Raw genomic sequence first — 18,910 nt, 5'->3', positions numbered from 1 at the left:
GCCGACGCTCGGACCCAAACCACCCTCGCAGCTTTCAGCGAGGGTGTTTTCCTTGTGAGGGCTCGTTGCGCCTTGCGTAGTTCTTGAATATACAACACTTCCGGTAAGAGGCTTGACGAAACGCCCGCACTCTTTTCAAGCTCTACAATGTCAATTTAGGTTCCGGTGTTCCCAATCACCGCCGACGATCTCTCCGCGAGCTCATCGGCTGGAAGGCCACGCCCACATGCGCTTCGCAGTACGGCTTACCTGCCTCAACCGGCAGGCCGCAGAACCAGAAATCCTCGGTTGCGGGGTCGCCGACGGGCCATTTGCAGGTTTTCTCAGTCAGTTCCATCAGCGTCAGCTTCTTGGCCTTTTTCTCGACCTCGTTGACCTTGGCCAGAGCCTCGGGGCTGATTTCGTTGGCCGAAGGCTGCGGCGGCAGCGGTTGACCGGCCGGGATGATCTGGCGGCGGGCGGGCACGGCGGGCTTCGCCTCGGCCGTCGGAGCGGGTGCGGGGCGCGCGGGCTCGGTCTTGGGCGCGGGTTTCGGTTTGGCCTCGGCCTTGGGCGCAGCGGGTGCCGGTTTTTCCTTCGGTTCGGCCTTGGCCGGGGTCGCGCCGGTTGCGCGGTTCGACAGGCCCAGACGGTGAACCTTGCCGATCACCGCATTGCGGGTCACGCCGCCCAGTTCTTTGGCGATCTGGCTGGCCGACTGGCCCTCGCCCCACATCTTTTTCAGCAGTTCTACACGCTCGTCAGTCCAGGACATCATTTGCCTTTCAAAAGCGGAAAGCGGCCCCGGATTCGGGCCGCCTTGGGAAATCATCTCGGCGCCCTATTCTAATCACTGCCGCCCGAGTTACAAGCGGTTCTCGAATCAGCTATGGGGTGGGTCATGCAGAATCTGATCGAACAGGACGCGCGCCGCTTTGGCGCGGTGAATTGGATGGGCCTTTTCACCCTCGCGCAACGCGAAACGCTTCGGTTCATGGGGGTGTGGACACAGACCCTTTTGGCCCCTTTGGTAACGGCGGGCCTGTTTCTGCTGATCTTCAACATCGCCATCGGCCCCAGCCGTTCGGACGTTATGGGTGTGCCGTTCCTGACCTTTCTAGCGCCCGGGATCATGATGATGACCGTGATCCAGAACGCTTTTGCCAATACCTCCTCGTCGATGGTGATCGCCAAGGTGCAGGGCAACATTGTCGATACGCTGATGCCGCCCTTATCGCCGCTGGAGATCCTGTTGGGTTATCTGGCAGGCGGGATTGCGCGGGGCGTTCTGATCGCGCTGGTGGTCGCCTTGGCTTTGGCCCTGGTGTTGGGGATCGTGCCGCAATACCCGCTTATCGCGTTGATTTTTGTGGTACTGGGCGGGGCTTTCATGGGCGCACTTGGCCTGTTTGCCGGGATTTTCGCCAATAAATTCGACCAGATGGCGGCGATCACCAATTTTATCGTCACACCACTGGCATTCCTGTCGGGCACATTTTACTCGGTAGAGGCTCTACCACCCGTATTGAACCGCCTGAGCCACGTGAACCCGGTTTTCTATCTGATCGACGGGCTGCGATATGGGATGATCGGGGTGTCCGATAGCTCTGCGTGGCTGGGGATGGTTATCTGCGCAGGCGCAACCCTTTTGGTAGGCGCGGCGACCTGGCAGATGTTGCGAACAGGTTATCGGCTCAAGGCCTGACGCTGCCGTCCTTCGCGCCAGACGAGGATCAGACCTCCGGTCAGGATGATCGTGGCGCCCAGCGTGCTAATCCAATCAGGCACAACGCGGAAAATGGCGAAATCATAGAACGCGGCAAAGATGAGCGTGACATAGCTGATCGGTGCTACAAATGATGCGTCCGCCCGCGCCATTCCGTTGACGAAACACGCCTGTGCACAGGCCATCAGCACTCCGATTCCGGCCAGCGCCGCCCATTGCTGCGAGGTGGGCATCTGGAACACGAAGCTGACCGCGACCGAGGCGATGGTCAGACCCATTGCATTGTTGATCAGCAGAATCTGGATGGGAATCTCTCGGCCCGAGAGCTTTTTGATGAAAATCAGCTCCATCCCGATCACCACGGCAGCCGTCAGCGCCAGCAACGCGGCGGGTTGAAAACTGTCGGGGGTTGGGCGCAGTAAGATCAAAGCTCCGGCCAAAGCGACTGCTGCAGCAAGCCAGCGCCAAGGGCCGATGGTCTCCCTCAGTAACGGAATGGCCAGAATCATGGCGAAAACCGGGTTCAGGAAGGATATCGCAGTGGCATCGGCGAGCGGGATAAACGCGACCGAGGCGAACATCAGCGTGATCCCGACCCATCCGAAACTGGTGCGCCCGATATGCAGCCCCCAATGCGGGCGGCTCAGGCGCGGGCGCAGAATGCCAACTGCGCTGACAATGACCATAAACGCGAACATAAACCGCCCGTGGCTGATCTGCATCGGGTGCAGGGCTGGGCCCAACTCATCTGTTCCCAACGCCTTGGCCAGCAGGGTTGTCCCGGCAAGAAGCGCGCTGGCTGCAATGATCAGCAAGGCCGCGAGCGGCGGGTTATGGCGGGCGGGTGTCATGGGCCAGCGGTGCGCCAAGGAGCTTCAAATAGCAAGGGACAAGTTCGCCTTTGGATGGAAATTCGACCACGCGTCCATTTCGGGGTTCCCAGTTGGTGCAGACCTCGCTATACGCGCTTGCATGATCAAGACTGCACATATCCTGCGCCTCCGACGTCGACGCATCACTGCGTAACCGGCCTGTTTGATCTATTGCGCACTGTAATTCTGCGCAAACTCCACCAAATCTGTTGACGAATAGGGCCTTCGTGTTTCACTCACGAGGCTCAACTGATCCAAAAAGGATGATCCCATGATCCCGTCCGTTCTGCCGACCTATAATCGCGCGCCTCTGACCTTCGTGAAAGGTGAGGGCGCCTGGCTGACCGAGGCGGATGGCCGACGTTTCCTTGATCTTGGCGCCGGGATCGCCGTGAACGCGCTGGGCCATGCGCATCCGGCGCTGGTGAACGCGTTGTCCGAACAGGCGCATGCGCTGTGGCACGTGTCGAACCTCTATCACATTCCCCAGCAGCAGGCCTTGGCCGACAAGCTGGTGGAACATACCTTTGCTGATACGGTGTTTTTCACCAATTCCGGAACGGAATCCTGTGAACTGGCCGTGAAAATGGCCCGCAAGCATTTCTATGACAAAGGTCAGCCAGAACGGGTCGAGATCATCACATTCGACGGTTCGTTCCACGGTCGCTCCTCGGCAGGTATCGCCGCTGCGGGGTCCGAGAAGATGACCAAGGGCTTTGGCCCGCTGCTGCCTGGCTTCGTGCACCTGACATTTGGCGATCTGGACGGTGTAACCAACGCCATCACCGAGAAAACCGCCGCGATTCTGATCGAACCGGTGCAGGGCGAAGGCGGTATCCGCCCTGTCCCCGACGCGGAAATGAAAGCGCTGCGCCAGATATGCGACGACAATGGCCTGCTGTTGATCCTTGACGAAGTGCAATGCGGCGTGGGCCGAACCGGCAAGCTCTTCGCCCACGAATGGGCTGGGATCACGCCGGATATCATGATGGTTGCCAAAGGCATAGGCGGAGGGTTCCCCCTGGGCGCCGTCCTGGCCACCGAAGACGCCGCCAACGGCATGACCGCAGGCACTCATGGATCGACCTATGGCGGCAACCCGCTGGGCTGCGCCGTGGGCTGCGCAGTGATTGACCAAGTGGCAACCCCTGCCTTCCTCGAAGGTGTGAACCGCAAGGCGGGCCTTCTGCGTCAGAAACTCGAAGGGCTGATTGCCGACCACCCGGATGTTTTCGAAGAGGTGCGCGGCACTGGTCTGATGCTGGGCCTGAAATGTAAGCCCACCAATATCGACGTGGTGAATGCGGGCTATGACAATGAGGTCATCACCGTCCCTGCTGCCGACAATGTGATCCGCCTGTTGCCACCGCTGACCCTGACCGAGGACGATATCGCGCAAGCCATGATCCGCCTGGAAAAAGCGGCGCTGCAGGTCCAGGCCAATCTGACCACTGCCTGATCCTTCTTATGTTCAAAAATACCTCGGGGGCCGCCATTCGGGCGCCATTGGTTCAAGATCCAATGACGACGGGCAGCGCCCCCGGCAACCAAAAGCCAAAAGCGAAACGAAATGAACCATTTTCTCGACATTCACAAAACCGAAGCAAGCGACCTGCGGGCTATGATCGACCAGGCCGGGGCAATGAAACAGGCGCGCCTTGGCCGCCCCAAAGCCGCCGTTGATGATGAACAACCCCTCAAGGATCGGATGGTTGCTCTGATCTTCGAAAAACCTTCGACCCGGACGCGCGTGTCTTTCGATGTCGGCGTGCGCCAAATGGGCGGGCAAACGATGGTGCTGTCCGGCAAAGACATGCAACTGGGTCACGGAGAAACTATTGCCGACACCGCGCGCGTGCTGTCGCGCTATGTCGACATGATCATGATCCGTACCTTTGACGAGACGATCCTTACGGAAATGGCCGAATTCTCGGATGTGCCGGTCATCAACGGCCTGACCGACCGCACCCACCCCTGTCAGATCATGGCCGATGTCCTGACATTTGAAGAACATCGCGGGCCGATCGCAGGAAAAAAGGTGGTCTGGACCGGCGACGGCAACAATGTCTGCGCGTCCTTTCTTCATGCGGCCGGTCAATTTGGCTTTGACCTCACATTCACAGGCCCCCCACAGCTTGACCCCGAGGAAGAGTTCATGGGATTCGCCCGCCAAAAAGGGTCGCAGATTGTGGTCGAGCGTGATCCGTTCAAAGCCGTCCAAGGCGCCGATCTGGTTGTAGCCGACACGTGGGTCTCGATGCATGACAGCCAGTCTGCCAAGGAACGCCGCCACAACCTTCTGCGCCCCTATCAGGTCAATACCGAACTGATGTCACATGCTAAGCCGGACGCGCTGTTCATGCATTGCCTGCCGGCCCACCGCGAAGAAGAGGCGACATCCGAGGTCATGGACGGCTCGAACTCGGTGATCTTTGACGAGGCCGAAAACCGTCTGCACGCGCAAAAGGCTGTGATGCGCTGGTGTCTGGGCGTCTAACGCCTGCGCAGGTCCCATACACGCAATCTGGCGAGCGTCCAAACGCTCGTCACCAGAACCAAACCACATAGGGCGGCTTTGGTCAAAACCTCCATCGTGCCTTCAATCAGGAGCGCATGAGCGACGGTCCCGGCAATTGTCACAGAGGCTAAAACGGTGTGCAAAAGCCGCCAGATGCGAAACCGCAGGGCCAGCCGCTGCCTCAAAACGCCCAACCCACAAGCCACGAATGCAGTCCACATGGAGATGACGCCCCACACTGAGAATGGAGTGGGTGATGTGAAGGTCAAAGCATCTACAACATCCGGCGGACTGGTGATCCACAATCCGGCGACGTGGATGATTATGGCACCGATCAAAATCAGGCCAACCCAGCGGTGCAGGCGGCGGCTGAGAAGTGGCGCTACTCCCGGTAGAGCTTTTGAGGCCAATAGCGGCTGCAACAACAATAAGCTCAGCGACAGCACCCCCGCGAAACCTGCAACGATGTAGATAGGGCTTCGCCAGGCCAGATAGGGGCTGAAGCCAGCAGCAATGACTGGCGCCAAAAGCGCAACAAACAAGGCCACCCAGACCAATGCGGTGCGACGAGCCACTTAGATCGGTTGCAACACGAAATGCGCCGCAAGGGTTTTGTCCCGTGCACTGGACATCACAGGGCGTAGGAAAACCGTCTCAAATTCGCCGCTATCATAGGCCAGATGCCCATGCGGTTGCCCAAAAGCAGGCACTATCTGCGGCATCTCCAGCCGGAATGCACCTTCCGCGTCGGTTAAGGTTGCGCCGTGGCTTTGGGGGTCGCGCTCATGACCTTCGGTTGTGTGCGCCCAGATTTGAATGCGTTGACCGGGCAGAGGGGCACCGTCACCTGCGCGGCGCACGGTACCCGTCATCCAGAACCCGCCGCCACCAATCCGTTCGACCACAGGTGCGCCGGGGCGATAGTTGTTCGATCCTCCGCGCATCGACGGCGTCGGCGCCAACCCTTTGGCGCGCGCAGGAACCAAAAGGCCCGAGGCCAACACAGCCCCGCCTCCTGCGATCAGAGAACGACGATTGAGGGGCGAACCGGTCATGCAATCCTCCTGCGGTTTGACGCTAGATATAAAATAGCACGATCTCAGCTTATTCCGAGGAGGATATGCGAATTGTGAAGTGGCTCTAGGATGCGGGGGCCACTTCTGGGCGTTCGGAGCAGGGTTTCTTTGCCGCGACTAATCGAATGGTATGTGATAACATAATTGCAATGAAATGATGTAACTCGCAATGCGCACTAGTTATGTGCAAAAATCGCAGTATTCATGATGCTTTTTGGGTTATATGTTGCATTCACGAACAGAACCTACGTTTGCAACTGAGGACACCGGAATGAGTTGGAACCCCACCCACAGCCCCGAATGCCTGTCTGAGAGCGCCGCGCTTGAAACACTGATCATTCCTCGGGCTCGCGATCTCGGCGGGTTTGAGGTGCGACGGGCGCTGCCTTCGGTAAAACGTCAGCTTGTCGGACCATTTATTTTCTTCGACCAGATGGGCCCGGCGGAATTTATCACCGATGGTGGCATTGACGTGCGCCCGCACCCGCATATTGGGCTGGGTACCGTGACTTACCTGTATCAGGGTGAATTCGAACATCGCGACAGTCTGGGCACCCATCAGATGATCTATCCAGGCGAGGTGAACTGGATGGTGGCGGGGCGCGGTGTGACCCATTCGGAACGCACAAGCGCCGAAACACGCGGCAAAAAGCACAGCCTGTTCGGCATCCAGACCTGGATCGCACTGCCGGACCAGCACGAGGATATGTCCCCCGATTTCGAACATCACAAGCAAGGTGCGTTGCCGCATATTCAGGACACAGGGGTCAGTGCGAGGCTCATCCTTGGATCGGCCTATGGCGCGTCCAGCCCCGTAAACATGCTGTCCGAAACTTTTTATCTGGATGTTCAACTTGACCCCGGCGCGGCCATTCCCTTGCCCGACGATCACGAGGATAGGGGCGTCTACGTGACGCAGGGCTCGATCGAAGTTGCAGGCGACGTTTTCGAAGCCGGCCGCATGATGGTGTTCCGGCCAGGCGATCGCCTTTCGGTCAGGGCAGGACCAGCAGGGGCGCGGCTGATGCTGTTAGGGGGCGCAACATTGGGGCAAGATCGGTATATCTGGTGGAATTTTGTCTCATCCTCGAAGGAAAAGATCGAGACCGCCACGCGGGAATGGCAGGCCGCCGATTGGGCGAAGGGTGCTTTTCAACTGCCCCCCGGAGATGACGCCGAATATATCGAGATTTCTGAACAGCTTGCACGCACGAAGCCCAGATTGGCGCGGTGACGGCACGTCACGTGACCTTGCCCCAGTGGCCTATCCCGGCAATTCTTGTCTGAAGGGGAGGGCGCCATGAAAATCGCCATAGCGGGTGCAGGCAGTATCGGGTGTTATTGCGGCGGGTTGCTTGCTAGTGCCGGTCACGAGGTCACTCTGCTAGGGCGTGCCCGCGTTTTGGATCCGATCCGGGAACATGGCCTGACCCTTACGGATTTTGCCGGGCAGAACCGGCACATTGACACTTTGACCCTAGCCGAGGATCCGGTGTGCATGGCAGATGCCGAGGTGGTCATCGTCACCGTCAAATCCGGAGCGACGGCAGATATGGCTGCGCTGATTGGGCAATATGCGCCGCAGTCGGTAGTGCTGTCCTGGCAAAACGGGATCGAGAATGCGCGTGTACTGCGCGCTGCCTTGCCCGATCAGGATGTCCGCGCCGGAATGGTGCCGTTCAACGTTGTTCCTATGGAGGGCGGGCGGTTTCACCGGGCCACCTCGGGCGAGATTGTCATCCAATCCGGCGCAGGAGGTTTGGGGCAGGCGCTGGGATCTGCGGAATTGCCTGTTGTCGAAAGAGACAGGATCGAGGCCGTTCAGTTGGGCAAGCTGGTCATCAACCTCAACAATGCGCTGAACGCCTTGTCCGGGATGACGTTGAAACAGCAGTTGATGGACCGGAACTGGCGTCAGCTCATGGCCGACCAAATGGCCGAGGCTCTGGCTGTTCTCAGGGCTGCGGATCATCCCGTTGCATCGACCACACCGTTGCCTGCTTGGGCTATCCCGCATGTTCTTCGCCTGCCGACGCCGTTGTTTTCAAAAATTGCGGCGCGGATGCTGACGATAGATCCTAATGCGCGCACCTCTATGGCATATGACCTGATGGCCGGGCGCGTTACCGAGATCGACAGCCTGCAAGGCGAGATTATCCGCCTCGGAGTGCAGCATGGCGTGGCGACGCCGTATTGCGCGGGTGTGCAGGCTTTGATCGAAGAGGCGCAGGATCAGCCTTTATCCGTTGATCAGGTCAGGCGCGCTGTGGATTAGTGGAAGGCCGTCAGAAGGCCGAAGATCATCGCCGACATGACGGCCGAGGCGGGTACTGTCACGATCCACGCCCCAAGGATCGTCATGAAATGCGACCGGCGGACAAGCTTGCGGCGTTGGCGTTCCTCGCGGGCACGTCGTTGCTCGGGCGGGCGCTGTTGGTTGGACTTTTTCCAGCGGCGATCTGTCTCCCATTCGCGGAAGAAACCCACCCCGAATACTGCGCCGATAGCGATATGGGTGGTGCTCACGGGTAAGCCCAGCCAACTGGCCAGAATGACGGTCAGAGCCGTGGCGAGGGCGATGCAAAAGGCGCGCACCGGGTTCAGTTTCGTGATCTGGGTACCCACCATGCGGATCAGGCGCGGGCCGAACAGGAATAAACCGAAAGAGATTCCAAACGCGCCGATCAGCATGATCCATTGCGGCACGGCTACAGTGGCGGCAAGGTCGTGGAATTCGGACACGTGGACGATCCCGGCCAAAGGGCCAATCGCGTTCGCCACGTCATTTGCCCCATGCGCGAAGCTGAGGAAAATGGCAGCGATGATCAGAGGAAGGCCAAACAGAGATTTCATCGCCCGGCGGCGGTTCTCTATGTTGCGGGTCCGCCTGTGCACCCATGGGATCGTAAGTCGCCAGAAAACAAGCCCCAAACCTCCACCGGCGCTCAATGCGATGACAGGATCAACTTGGACGACCCGCTCTAACCCTTTTACCGCCATATAGGTCGCAAAAGCGCCTGCCATCAGCCCCACCAAAATAGGAACCCAGCGGCGCGCGGCGGTGATTTTGTCGTCCTGGCGCAGAATGCGCGCGCGGATAAAAGCCAGGAACATGGCGGCGACCGCGCCGCCAATCACGGGCGAGACCATCCAACTGAGTGCTATGGTGCCGACGGTGCTCCAGTTCACGGCGCTCAGACCTGCGGCTGCGACGCCTGCGCCGACCACGCCCCCAACGACCGAATGCGTGGTCGAAACCGGGGCCCTCACCCAAGTGGCGATATTGACCCACAACGCCGCCGACATCAGGGCCGCCAACATGGCCCAGATAAAGTGCGCTTCTGTTGTGACCGAAGCCGGATGTACGATATCGCGCGAAATAGTCGTCACGACATCACCCCCGGCCAGCAGCGCACCTGCGCTTTCGGCGATGGCGGCGATTGTGATGGCGACACCCATCGGCAACGCGTTGGCGCCCACGGCGGGGCCCATGTTGTTGGCGACATCGTTGGCGCCCACATTGATCGCCATATAGGCGCCGAATACGGCGGCTGCGACCACAACCAGACGCCCGTCGGCCTGCCCAAACAACACTGCAGCGGTCAATCCCGCCAACACCACAAAGGCCAACGCAACGCCGGAGGCCAGCAGCGGGCGCGCAACGAACGCATTCGCGTGTTCAATACGCGAAATGCGGTGCAGGTCGCTGTCCAGCGCCTTCCATCGGCTGTTGGTGTGGATTTCAGTCATTGGGTTTTGCAAGTGGTTGCGGGCTAGCGCAGGCCGATACAAGGTTCGGGCCTGCTATTCAACCTTCTGCCCTTTCAGGGCTTGCGAATGTGTTAATACCGACGAAGAAGCGCACGCAATTCGGGCTCGTTCACCCGCTCTGCCGCCTCGGACGGGCGAACCCAGTGCCGCTCGCGCTGGCCGAGCTCCGGGAACTCGTCCGCCAACTCCTCTACCTCAATTCGGTACACGCTGGTCAGAACCGGAAGCAAAGATCCGTCGTTTAGCTTTTTGTCATATGTATAGCGCCCCACCGGGTCCCGGTGGATATGTGCGGCCTGAACGCCGGCCTCTTCCCATGCCTCTTGCGCAGCCGTTTCCGCACCGTCTTTGCCATCCATGGGCCAGCCCTTTGGGATGATCCAGCGACCGGTGTCGCGGCTGGTGATCAGTAGCACCTCGATCCCACTATCGGTTTGGCGCGTGCACAACGCTGCGACCTGCACCCTGCGGGGACGCAGGAACAGGGGGCGAAGGATCTCCTCCCAGGTATTTCGCAACCAATGTGACATGTATTTTTTACGTCGGCCTGCCCGAGCGCCTCCTCAAGCGGTCAAATAACAACGAAAGAAGATATATTCAATAAACCGGAGGGGCAGGCCTAATTGCGTCGTTTCGCACGCAAGGTTGGGTCGGCCTGTGTGGGGTCTTCGGGCCAGGGGTGTTTGGGGTATTGCGCGCGCATGTCCTTTCGGACATCAGCGTAGGAGCCCGCCCAGAACCCCGGCAGGTCGCGTGTGATCTGAATGGGGCGTTGGGCCGGGGACAGCAGGGTGATCTTCAGCGGTTCGCCTCCGACAACCGGATGGCGCGTGACACCGAACAGTTCCTGCAACCGGACCGAGATTTCCGGGATCGCCCCGCCATAATCAATCGGTACCTTGCGGCCCAACGGCGTCTGAAACGCGCCCGGCGCACGTCGGTCCAGTTCCTGCGTCTGGGTCCAGTCTAGCCGTGCACGCAGGGCAGGCAGCAGATCAAACCGCTTCCAGTCCTCGGCCGAACGCACGCCCGACAGCATGGGCAGCAGCCAGTCCTCTAGAGTGTTCGTCAGCCCCTCGGCTGAGAAATCGGGCAGGTTGGCACCTTCGGCGCGGACAAGTTCAACCCGCGCCGCCAGCCGGGCGGAGGCCCCTTCGAGCCGCAAGCCGAGGTCGCGGACACCGTCCAACATCGCCAGTGCCAAGGTTTCGTCGGGCACGTCCTTCCAGATACGGTCATCCAAGGTGATCGCGCCCAACCGTTCCTGCCTGCGGGCGATGACGCGGCGGTCGCGTTTGGACCACGCACAACTTTCGACCCAGGCGATCTGATCCGCGAAGAGATCACGGATTTCACGTTCCGAGATCTGCGCAGCCATGCGCACGCGCGCCTCGCGCGGATTGCCGTCGGTGTCGGTGACAACCAGATAGGGGGCTGCGGCCAGGGTGTCCGTGCTGTCCAGCACCACTCCCTTGCCACCCGACAAGACATAGCGCGGCTCATCGCCTTTGCGGCGTTGGCCGATGCGGTCGGGATAGGCCAGCGCGGCCATGGCGGCGGGGCTCAGGTCGGATGGGCTGCCCTTGCTGCGCAGCCGCTTGGCCTCGGCCTTGATGCGATCAAGCGCACCCGTATTTACTTGCCAGACGCGGTCGCGTTGAAAAGTGCGCAGGTCACGCAAGGTCTCATACCGCAACAACATATCAACAGGCGCGCCAAGCAGCGGGTCGCGCTCGGCCATCAACGCGGCCAGAGGGGCGGCGTCCGGCCCGGCACGTTCCAGCATATGTCCCAGCCTTGGGTGCAGGGGCAGGGCAGCCAGCGCGCGACCGTGATCGGTGATCCGCCCCTTGCGGTCCAGTGCGCCCAGCATGGTCAGCAAGGCGCGGGCCTCAGACATCGTGCCTTCGGGCGGAGGGGTCAGAAAGGCCAGATCACCCGGTTCTGCCCCCCAAAGCGCCAGTTCCAGCGCCAGACCAGTCAGGTCGGCTGCCTCGATCTCGGCCGGAGGGTAGGCGGAAAGGGCGCCCTCTTCGCCCTTGGACCAAAGGCGATAGCAAACGCCTTCAGCCACGCGTCCGGCACGGCCCGTGCGTTGGGTTGCCTCGGCGCGCGTGACGCGTTCCGTCACCAGCCGCGACATGCCTGATCCTGGATCAAACCGCGCCCGCCGTGCCTGTCCCATATCGACCACAACGCGGATGTCGGGAATGGTTAGAGAGGTTTCGGCAATCGACGTGGCCAGAACGACCTTGCGCCCCGTCTCGACCGGACCAATCGCCTTGCGTTGGGCGGCGAAGGGCATCGCGCCGAATAGGGGGCGCACAACACACACATCGGGCAAGCGCCCGGCCAAGGCGTTTTCGGCGCGGCGAATCTCGCCCTCGCCTGGCAGGAAAACCAACATCCCGCCGGTTGTTTCGCGTTCGGCCTGCACCACCAGATCGACCAGAGCATCCAGCCGTCGCGCCTTCGTGCCCAAAGGATGGTCCAGCCAGCGTGTTTCAACCGGAAAGCTGCGGCCGGACGAGGTTACTAGTGGCGCGTTCATCAACCGCCCGACAGGTTCGGCGTCCAACGTGGCAGACATGGCCAAAAGGATCAGATCGTCGCGCAACGCGCCTGTCACCTCAAGGCACAGCGCCAGTCCCAAATCGGCATTAAGGGACCGTTCGTGGAATTCGTCAAAGATCACCGCGCCAACGCCGGGCAGGTCCGGTTCGGATTGTAGCATCCGGGTCAGGATGCCTTTGGTCACGACCTCGATCCGGGTGTTGGCCGACACCTTCGCTTCGCCCCGCACCCGGTAGCCCACCGTTTGCCCCGCGCGTTCGCCCAGCGTTTCGGCCATGCGTTCCGCTGCCGCACGGGCAGCCAGACGGCGCGGTTCCAGCATCACGATCTTGCCGTCACACAACCCCGCCTCGAGCATCGCCAGTGGGACCCGCGTCGTCTTACCTGCGCCTGGAGGCGCTTGTAGTACGGCCCGCCCTGCGGATTTCAGGGCAGCCAGCAGCTCAGGAATGGCGTCGTCGATTGGCAGGCGAGTCATGCAGGCTTTATCCGCCAAGCGCCGCGCGGCGTCCAGTTCAGCTGTTCCGGTTTCGCCAGAGGACAGGACGATCAAGCTCACCTTTACCCAAAGCGGGTCCGCACAGTGGGCCTGAGCAGCGACGGTGAGGGGGACAAAAACCAATCGCCAGGGTCACAAAAACAGCGCAGCGTGTTGGCATCCAGCGGGTTCTTCGCACAGTCCGGTCTGGACAAATCGGCTGTGGCGACGGCAAGTAGTGGAGCCGCAGGAGGTTGGGACGAAAATGGACATAGACAACCTGAGTGACAGAATTTTGGACGGAGACCGGCGTGCGCTGGCACGCGCGATCACTTTGGTCGAAAGCGGCCGTGCTGACCACCGGGCGCAGGCGGGTGAACTATTGGCGCGTCTGGCCAATTCCGGGCGGCAGGCGCTGCGTATCGGGCTGTCGGGCACGCCGGGCGTTGGCAAATCCACATTTATCGAAAGCTTCGGCATGATGTTGATCGGGCAGGGGCTGCGCGTTGCTGTTCTTGCGGTCGATCCCAGCTCGGCCCGGTCCGGCGGGTCCATTCTGGGCGATAAGACCCGGATGGAGCGTCTGAGCCGCGAACGCGCCGCCTTTATCCGCCCGTCCCCAAGCCAAAGCCATCTGGGTGGTGTGGCCCGTCGCACCCGCGAGGCCATCGCCCTGTGCGAGGCCGCAGGGTTCGACGTGGTTCTGATTGAGACCGTTGGCGTGGGGCAATCCGAAACCGTGGTGTCCGAGATGTCGGACTTGTTCCTGCTCTTGCTCGCACCGGCGGGCGGGGACGAATTGCAGGGGGTCAAGCGTGGCATCATGGAAATGGCGGATGTGATTCTGGTCAACAAGGCGGATGGGGACCTCAAGGCTACCGCGACCCGTACCTGCGCAGATTATGCGGGAGCATTGCGGCTGTTGCGCAAGCGCCCGCAGGACCCTGAGGGCTTTCCCAAGGCAATGACGGTTTCAGCCGTGGAAGAACACGGGTTGGAACAGGCTTGGGTCGAGATGCAGGCGCTTAGCCAATGGCGCCGTGAAACAGGTCAATGGGCAGTGAACCGGTCCGATCAAGCCTGTTTCTGGTTCGATCAGGAGGTGCGCCATGCCCTGCTGGCCAGGCTGGAAACGTCCGAGGCCAAAGCTGAAATGGCATCGTTGAATGCCAAAGTCGCGCAAGGGTTGCTCAGCCCGGCTGCTGCTGCGCAACAGATGCTGTCTCATCTGGCTTAGGGGGCTGGTCAGAGGGGTGTTCTTTTTGCGAATTTTCTTGGCAAAACCATGATGTGACGGGTGCGCCCCGGCGTCATGCAGCAAAGTCAAAGAATTCCGTTGATCCGTCTTGACCCTCTCGGCGATTCCCACTAAACGCATCCAACCAGTTTTCGGGCGCGACTTCGGGTTGTGCCCCTTGTGATTTGGCTGAGGGCGTTTTGCCTGGCCTCCAGAAACAAAGGAAGAAACCATGTCGCGCCGTTGCGAACTGACCGGAAAAGGCCCGATGACTGGCAACAATGTCAGCCACGCCAAAAACAGAACTCGTCGTCGTTTCCTGCCCAACCTGAACGACGTCACCTTGCAGTCCGAAGCTCTGGGCCGTGGCGTGAAGCTGCGCATCTCGGCGGCTGCGCTGCGCTCGGTCGACCACCGCGGTGGTCTGGACGCGTTCCTGGCCAAAGCTAAGGACGAAGAGCTGTCGGCCAACGCGCTGAAAGTGAAAAAAGAAATCGCTAAGGCACAGGCCTCCGCCTAGGCTTTTTCCGATCTGCGAATTTTGGCCCTGCACCTGTCCGGTGTGGGGTCTTTTCGTTTGTAGTCAGGGCATTACGAGAAAAGCACTTCCAGCGTGACAATGTTCACATACAGTTGGCTGACGTGGGGTTAAGTTTAGTCATATTCATCTGGCGGAGTTCACTCTCATGTCTTTCAAATCTTACGATTTTCTTGCCCTGTTGACCGGTTTTTTCGGCAATACCTTTGGGACAGGTTTTCGGATGCAACGTCAGGTGAACCGGCTGCATACGAGCTTGACCAAAGGGTCCGTAAAACGACCGGAATTGGACCGCTGACGGTTCATTTCAAACCAAGGGCTTCTAGCGCTGCCGATTGTGCTTGAAGCCCGCTTTCCCTCGGGCTTATACCGTGGGTCAGAGTGAGACCCGTTCTGAAATATCTCTTGCCTTGCATGCTAACGCTGCTGGTTGTCCTGACCGGTCAGAGCGTTGCGGCCTCGCGCGGGGTGGATGCCGCTGTTGGGCAGATGGTGCTGTGTACGGGTACGGGGCCGGTGGTGGTCTATATGGATGCCGAAGGGCAACCGACGCAACCGCCGCACTATTGTCCGGACTATGCGCTGACATTGCTGGGGGCGATTGACGCGCCGCATGTGGACGTTCCGCCTGCGCCGCGCCCCAAGGTTGCCGTGCCGGCACGCACGCGCGGAAATCTGATCGCGGCACCCCGTCCACATCATCCGGCGCGCGCGCCTCCGGCCCGGATTTGATCGCAAAATCAGTTCGTTCAAATTCTCAAGTCAGGAGAGGCGCAATGCCCTTTTCATCCAAATTCATGGCGGTGCTGGCCGCTGTTACCTTTGCTTCTGCCGCTATGGCGCAGGACACTATCACGGTCGAGGATGCCTATGCGCGTTCGGCCGGTAAAGCAGCCAAGGCCGGGGCGGCCTTTATGGTGATCCAAAACAGTGGCGATGCCGAGGACCGGCTGATCGGTGTGCAATCCGACGCGGCGGCACGGGTCGAGTTGCACACGCATCAAATCGACGCGAATGGCGTCGCAAAGATGATCCATGTTGAGGAAGGCTTTGTGATCCCGGCGGGCGAGTCGCATATGCTGAAACGCGGCGGTGATCACGTGATGTTCATGGGACTTGCCGCTCCGTTCGAACAAGGTGAGACGGTTCCTGTGACGCTGATCTTCGAAAAAGCCGGTGAGGTCGTTATCGAGGTTCCCGTCGATTTGGAACGTCACGATACGGGCGGCCACGGGTCGCATTCTAACTAGGCCTACGCCTGTCTTCGGGCCGCGATGCGGCCGTCATCCATGCGTCAGGCCGGGTAAAACCCGGCCTGTTTACGCCTCAGCGGTTAACGACACGCGGGGCGACCCGGTCATGGGCGCGTTTGAAGCGGGCTGCCAGAAAGAACATGACGGCAGAGAAGGCCAGGGCCGAGAAGGCGATCGCCCAGCCAAGCGCGACCATACCACTACCGGGCCAAAACAACAGGACCAGCCCGATGATTAGGGCAACGATCCCCGAATTGCGAACAGTCCCCGCATCTGGGTTGTGTTCGGGCATTTGTCGCCACGCCATCAGCGCGCCGATCCCCACGATCAGCGCCCATGCGCCTAGCAGGAAAAAGGTCAAGCGCGCGACGCCTTCGGGCCAGATCAGTAGTACCAGACCGATCAGCAGCGCGCCGACGCCGACACCGCCGATCAGGCCGCGCCGCCCGAATCCCAGCAGGGTGAGGCCGCCATCCAGTACCAGCAACACCCCCACCAGCCGCAGCAGCAGTGCGATACTACCCGTGGGCCAGAACAGCGCTGCAATTCCCAGCGCGCCTGCCAGAAGGCCGCGCAGCAGGAAGGTCCACCACAGATTGGCCAGTTGATCGCCCAGCGCATCGCGGCTGTCCATGCTGTGTGCCTCAAGGATCTCTGGCTGCGGGTTGTTCGGGTCGGTCATTGGGGCCTCCGGTATTGGCAGGGTTATTCAGCCCCAAAATAAATCGTTTTTCAACCGCAGGTTAGGATTGGGTCAGCAATCCGTCGACCCACTGCGGCACGATCTGAGTGGCTGGGCCCAGAATGACTTCATCATACCGCGAGGCGCCATCCGAGGGATCAAGGTTTAGTTCAACCGTTCGCGCTCCGGCCAAGGCAGCTTCGTGTACGAATGCAGCTGCCGGGTAGACCTGGCCCGACGTGCCGATTGATGCAAAAACGGTCGCCCCTGCCAAGTGATCGTAAATTAGGTCCATGTGATACGGCATCTCGCCAAACCAGACTACGTCGGGCCGGGCGGACGGCGCAGCGCAAGCGGGGCAAACCTCGCCCACGGACATCTCGGGTGGGGCAGTCCAGCGATGATCGCAAGTGGCACAGAGTGCTCCTGCAAGCGTGCCGTGCATGTGCAGGACGTTTTCGGCCCCGCCAGCCTCGTGCAGGTTGTCAACATTCTGGGTGACGATCACAACCTCCGACGGAAAGTCGCGTAGCAGGCGGGCGAGCGCCAGATGGGCGGCGTTGGGCTGCGCTTTGGCAGCCTGAATACGGCGGGCGTTGTAAAAGCCGTGAACCAACGCTGGATCGCGTGCAAAGCCCTCGGGCGTGGCGACGTCTTCGATCCGGTGCTGGGACCACAGACCGCCTTCGTCGCGAAATGTGCCCAAACCGCTTTCGGCGGAAATCCCGGCACCTGTCAGAATGACGATCTTTCCCATCTTTGCCTCACGCGCTACACCTTGCCTCATGAGCCACCGTATCCTGTTTGTCTGTCTGGGCAATATCTGCCGTTCTCCTGCCGCCGAAGGTGCTTTTCGTACCCGTGCGCCCCATTTTGTCACCGACAGTGCCGGGACCTCGGGCTGGCATATCGGTGATCCGCCTTATGGGCCGATGCAAAAAGCGGCGCGGGCGCGCGGGATTAAGCTGGACGATCTACGGGCGCGGCAATTCGTGGCCGAGGATTTCCACCGGTTCGATCTGATCATCGGGATGGATGCCGACAACATAGCGAATATCGAGGATCTGCGGCCTGCGGGCAACGACACCCCGGTTCGTTTGCTGATCGATTTTGCACCGCAATCTGGTGCGGACCATGTGCCCGATCCTTACTATACCCGCGATTTCGACGGAGCGCTGGACCTGATCGAAGCGGCCGTCGTAGGCCTTGAGACGCATCTGCGCGCTTAGCCCATCACCTTTAGCCGGCTCTCCAGCCATGGCAGTTGCGATAGCGCCGGGTCCACGATCTGGCTGCGCATCAGGCGGCGCATCATATCGGCCACCTCTTGCGGGACCTGATCGGACCAGTCAGTACGGGTGAACAGGGAAATCATCCGGGAGAAATCCCCAAACGGGGCTGGGTGCGCCTCAAGCCCTTCATGGAACCGGGCGGCGCGCATGAACCCCAAGGGCGTGGTGATGGCCCAGCCGAGGCCACGCGCGACCATTGCCATCAGCGCAAGATGCGAGCCGATCTCGAACCGTTCCTCGAACTCTAGCTTCTGGCGGGCCAGATGTGCCTCGATCTGGCGGCTAATAAGCTGTTCACGGGCGTAGCGCAGAAACGGATGCGTCTGCACCGCATCCTGCGCTCCTTTGGGAGTGACCAGAATGAACGGATCCTGCACCAGCGGGTATTCGGCCACGCCCTCAAGAACTTCACCGGAATGGGCCGAGACGGCCAGGTGCAGGCGCTGTGCCTCGAGTTCGGCAAACAGATCAAGGCTTGGCAGGGTGATCAACTTGAATTTCGAGCGAGTCAGGCTGTCGGCCAGCAATGTCGCCAGCCGGGGTGTCAGGTCATTGTCGAAATCGTCGATCAGCCCGATGGACAGGGTGGTCAGATGGCCCAGATCCATCACGGTCAACTCGCTCTGAGCCATTTGCAGTTCGGCAAGAACGGTCTCGGCGCGGGCCAGAAAGCTGCGCCCGGCCTGCGTCAGCCGCATTGGTCGGCGTCCGTGGTCGACCAGTTCGGTGCCCAACGCGTTTTCCAGATTGCGCAATTGCTGACTTACTGACGGCTGGCTGAGCCCGGTGATCTCGGCCGCCTGTGCAACCGACCCGGTGCGCGCCAAGGCCTCGAACACTTCAAGGCCTCGCAGAGTCAGCCCTTTCATCACCATCGCACATCCCTTTCGCTGCGCCTTTTCTGGGGCGCAGGA

General features: G+C 60.5%; 20 protein-coding genes. 10 read left to right on the top strand and 10 right to left on the bottom strand.

The genetic code is table 11. From position 1 onward, the window contains the following. Positions 1–175: 175 nt before the first annotated feature. Positions 176–754 (bottom strand): GcrA family cell cycle regulator, encoded by a 579-nt coding sequence (locus ACR0DB_RS03100; protein ID WP_170770617.1) that lies wholly within the window; start codon positions 752–754, stop codon positions 176–178. Positions 755–880: 126 nt separating this feature from the next. Here ACR0DB_RS03100 and ACR0DB_RS03095 point away from each other — a divergent pair, with 126 nt between their 5' ends. Continuing rightward, complete coding sequence (locus tag ACR0DB_RS03095) at positions 881–1,684, top strand: ABC transporter permease (protein ID WP_170782827.1); 804 nt, start codon at positions 881–883, stop codon at positions 1,682–1,684. Here ACR0DB_RS03095 and ACR0DB_RS03090 read toward each other — a convergent pair. After that, a complete protein-coding gene (locus ACR0DB_RS03090; RefSeq protein ID WP_480548811.1) occupies positions 1,666–2,556 on the bottom strand; it encodes a DMT family transporter in 891 nt (296 codons plus the stop codon). The genes ACR0DB_RS03095 and ACR0DB_RS03090 overlap by 19 nt on opposite strands. Before the next feature lie 292 nt (positions 2,557–2,848). Here ACR0DB_RS03090 and ACR0DB_RS03085 point away from each other — a divergent pair, with 292 nt between their 5' ends. Further along, positions 2,849–4,036, top strand: coding sequence for an acetylornithine transaminase (locus ACR0DB_RS03085; protein WP_480548809.1), 1,188 nt, complete (start codon positions 2,849–2,851; stop codon positions 4,034–4,036). Between the two features lie 111 nt (positions 4,037–4,147). Next, complete coding sequence (gene argF / locus ACR0DB_RS03080) at positions 4,148–5,074, top strand: ornithine carbamoyltransferase (RefSeq protein WP_480548807.1); 927 nt, start codon at positions 4,148–4,150, stop codon at positions 5,072–5,074. Here argF and ACR0DB_RS03075 read toward each other — a convergent pair. Both ACR0DB_RS03075 and ACR0DB_RS03070 read right to left on the bottom strand, forming a co-directional pair. Next, complete coding sequence (locus ACR0DB_RS03075; RefSeq protein ID WP_480548805.1) at positions 5,071–5,670, bottom strand: ferric reductase-like transmembrane domain-containing protein; 600 nt, start codon at positions 5,668–5,670, stop codon at positions 5,071–5,073. The two genes, argF and ACR0DB_RS03075, sit on opposite strands and share 4 nt — an antisense overlap. Further along, positions 5,671–6,150, bottom strand: a complete 480-nt coding sequence (locus ACR0DB_RS03070; protein ID WP_170770038.1) for a peptidase associated/transthyretin-like domain-containing protein — start codon at positions 6,148–6,150, stop codon at positions 5,671–5,673. Positions 6,151–6,442: 292 nt separating this feature from the next. On the opposite strand from ACR0DB_RS03070, the gene ACR0DB_RS03065 reads away from it, so the two are divergent. Both ACR0DB_RS03065 and ACR0DB_RS03060 read left to right on the top strand, forming a co-directional pair. Then, a complete protein-coding gene (locus tag ACR0DB_RS03065; protein ID WP_480548803.1) occupies positions 6,443–7,405 on the top strand; it encodes a pirin family protein in 963 nt (320 codons plus the stop codon). A 66-nt stretch (positions 7,406–7,471) separates the two neighbouring features. After that, positions 7,472–8,446 (top strand): 2-dehydropantoate 2-reductase, encoded by a 975-nt coding sequence (locus tag ACR0DB_RS03060; RefSeq protein ID WP_480548801.1) that lies wholly within the window; start codon positions 7,472–7,474, stop codon positions 8,444–8,446. Here the strand turns inward: ACR0DB_RS03060 and ACR0DB_RS03055 are convergent. The 3 genes from ACR0DB_RS03055 to hrpB form a co-directional block, all read right to left on the bottom strand. Continuing rightward, positions 8,443–9,921: an inorganic phosphate transporter gene (locus tag ACR0DB_RS03055; protein WP_480548799.1), complete on the bottom strand. Its 1,479-nt coding sequence runs from the start codon at positions 9,919–9,921 to the stop codon at positions 8,443–8,445. The two genes, ACR0DB_RS03060 and ACR0DB_RS03055, sit on opposite strands and share 4 nt — an antisense overlap. Positions 9,922–10,013: 92 nt before the next feature. Further along, positions 10,014–10,472 carry an NUDIX hydrolase gene (locus tag ACR0DB_RS03050; protein ID WP_170770042.1) on the bottom strand — a complete coding sequence of 153 codons (459 nt, stop codon included), beginning with the start codon at positions 10,470–10,472 and terminating at the stop codon, positions 10,014–10,016. A gap of 89 nt (positions 10,473–10,561) precedes the next feature. Continuing rightward, a complete protein-coding gene (gene hrpB, locus ACR0DB_RS03045; protein ID WP_480549099.1) occupies positions 10,562–12,994 on the bottom strand; it encodes an ATP-dependent helicase HrpB in 2,433 nt (810 codons plus the stop codon). A 265-nt stretch (positions 12,995–13,259) separates the two neighbouring features. On the opposite strand from hrpB, the gene meaB reads away from it, so the two are divergent. From meaB to ACR0DB_RS03025, 4 genes are all read left to right on the top strand, one after another. Continuing rightward, complete coding sequence (gene meaB, locus ACR0DB_RS03040; RefSeq protein ID WP_170770043.1) at positions 13,260–14,231, top strand: methylmalonyl Co-A mutase-associated GTPase MeaB; 972 nt, start codon at positions 13,260–13,262, stop codon at positions 14,229–14,231. A gap of 232 nt (positions 14,232–14,463) precedes the next feature. After that, positions 14,464–14,751, top strand: coding sequence for a 50S ribosomal protein L28 (gene rpmB / locus ACR0DB_RS03035; protein ID WP_170326827.1), 288 nt, complete (start codon positions 14,464–14,466; stop codon positions 14,749–14,751). A gap of 432 nt (positions 14,752–15,183) precedes the next feature. Then, positions 15,184–15,501: a hypothetical protein gene (locus ACR0DB_RS03030; protein ID WP_480548797.1), complete on the top strand. Its 318-nt coding sequence runs from the start codon at positions 15,184–15,186 to the stop codon at positions 15,499–15,501. Positions 15,502–15,545: 44 nt separating this feature from the next. After that, complete coding sequence (locus tag ACR0DB_RS03025) at positions 15,546–16,019, top strand: copper chaperone PCu(A)C (protein ID WP_480548795.1); 474 nt, start codon at positions 15,546–15,548, stop codon at positions 16,017–16,019. 76 nt (positions 16,020–16,095) lie between these two features. Here the strand turns inward: ACR0DB_RS03025 and ACR0DB_RS03020 are convergent, their stop codons facing one another. Both ACR0DB_RS03020 and ACR0DB_RS03015 read right to left on the bottom strand, forming a co-directional pair. Continuing rightward, positions 16,096–16,704: an HdeD family acid-resistance protein gene (locus ACR0DB_RS03020; RefSeq protein WP_480548793.1), complete on the bottom strand. Its 609-nt coding sequence runs from the start codon at positions 16,702–16,704 to the stop codon at positions 16,096–16,098. A 61-nt stretch (positions 16,705–16,765) separates the two neighbouring features. Then, positions 16,766–17,461, bottom strand: a complete 696-nt coding sequence (locus tag ACR0DB_RS03015; RefSeq protein WP_480548791.1) for an NAD-dependent deacylase — start codon at positions 17,459–17,461, stop codon at positions 16,766–16,768. 28 nt (positions 17,462–17,489) lie between these two features. Between ACR0DB_RS03015 and ACR0DB_RS03010 the strand changes: the two genes are divergently transcribed. After that, a complete protein-coding gene (locus tag ACR0DB_RS03010; protein WP_480549097.1) occupies positions 17,490–17,933 on the top strand; it encodes a low molecular weight protein-tyrosine-phosphatase in 444 nt (147 codons plus the stop codon). Here ACR0DB_RS03010 and ACR0DB_RS03005 read toward each other — a convergent pair. Then, complete coding sequence (locus tag ACR0DB_RS03005; protein WP_480548789.1) at positions 17,930–18,871, bottom strand: LysR family transcriptional regulator; 942 nt, start codon at positions 18,869–18,871, stop codon at positions 17,930–17,932. The two genes, ACR0DB_RS03010 and ACR0DB_RS03005, sit on opposite strands and share 4 nt — an antisense overlap. Positions 18,872–18,910: the final 39 nt, after the last annotated feature.

The sequence above is a fragment of the Ruegeria sp. AB6 genome (assembly GCF_056542685.1).
This window is presented reverse-complemented; position numbering and strand designations above follow the sequence as displayed.

What these genes read in the sequence shown, in the direction of transcription:
- ACR0DB_RS03050 (WP_170770042.1), bottom strand. Translation starts at nt 10,472, where the DNA reads ATGTCACATTGGTTGCGAAATACCTGGGAGGAGATCCTTCGCCCCCTG.
- rpmB (WP_170326827.1), top strand. Translation starts at nt 14,464, where the DNA reads ATGTCGCGCCGTTGCGAACTGACCGGAAAAGGCCCGATGACTGGCAAC.
- meaB (WP_170770043.1), top strand. Translation starts at nt 13,260, where the DNA reads ATGGACATAGACAACCTGAGTGACAGAATTTTGGACGGAGACCGGCGT.
- ACR0DB_RS03095 (WP_170782827.1), top strand. Translation starts at nt 881, where the DNA reads ATGCAGAATCTGATCGAACAGGACGCGCGCCGCTTTGGCGCGGTGAAT.
- ACR0DB_RS03085 (WP_480548809.1), top strand. Translation starts at nt 2,849, where the DNA reads ATGATCCCGTCCGTTCTGCCGACCTATAATCGCGCGCCTCTGACCTTC.
- ACR0DB_RS03055 (WP_480548799.1), bottom strand. Translation starts at nt 9,921, where the DNA reads ATGACTGAAATCCACACCAACAGCCGATGGAAGGCGCTGGACAGCGAC.
- ACR0DB_RS03015 (WP_480548791.1), bottom strand. Translation starts at nt 17,461, where the DNA reads ATGGGAAAGATCGTCATTCTGACAGGTGCCGGGATTTCCGCCGAAAGC.
- ACR0DB_RS03005 (WP_480548789.1), bottom strand. Translation starts at nt 18,871, where the DNA reads ATGGTGATGAAAGGGCTGACTCTGCGAGGCCTTGAAGTGTTCGAGGCC.
- ACR0DB_RS03025 (WP_480548795.1), top strand. Translation starts at nt 15,546, where the DNA reads ATGCCCTTTTCATCCAAATTCATGGCGGTGCTGGCCGCTGTTACCTTT.
- argF (WP_480548807.1), top strand. Translation starts at nt 4,148, where the DNA reads ATGAACCATTTTCTCGACATTCACAAAACCGAAGCAAGCGACCTGCGG.
- ACR0DB_RS03100 (WP_170770617.1), bottom strand. Translation starts at nt 754, where the DNA reads ATGTCCTGGACTGACGAGCGTGTAGAACTGCTGAAAAAGATGTGGGGC.
- ACR0DB_RS03090 (WP_480548811.1), bottom strand. Translation starts at nt 2,556, where the DNA reads ATGACACCCGCCCGCCATAACCCGCCGCTCGCGGCCTTGCTGATCATT.
- ACR0DB_RS03065 (WP_480548803.1), top strand. Translation starts at nt 6,443, where the DNA reads ATGAGTTGGAACCCCACCCACAGCCCCGAATGCCTGTCTGAGAGCGCC.
- hrpB (WP_480549099.1), bottom strand. Translation starts at nt 12,994, where the DNA reads ATGACTCGCCTGCCAATCGACGACGCCATTCCTGAGCTGCTGGCTGCC.
- ACR0DB_RS03020 (WP_480548793.1), bottom strand. Translation starts at nt 16,704, where the DNA reads ATGACCGACCCGAACAACCCGCAGCCAGAGATCCTTGAGGCACACAGC.
- ACR0DB_RS03060 (WP_480548801.1), top strand. Translation starts at nt 7,472, where the DNA reads ATGAAAATCGCCATAGCGGGTGCAGGCAGTATCGGGTGTTATTGCGGC.
- ACR0DB_RS03010 (WP_480549097.1), top strand. Translation starts at nt 17,490, where the DNA reads ATGAGCCACCGTATCCTGTTTGTCTGTCTGGGCAATATCTGCCGTTCT.
- ACR0DB_RS03030 (WP_480548797.1), top strand. Translation starts at nt 15,184, where the DNA reads ATGCTAACGCTGCTGGTTGTCCTGACCGGTCAGAGCGTTGCGGCCTCG.
- ACR0DB_RS03070 (WP_170770038.1), bottom strand. Translation starts at nt 6,150, where the DNA reads ATGACCGGTTCGCCCCTCAATCGTCGTTCTCTGATCGCAGGAGGCGGG.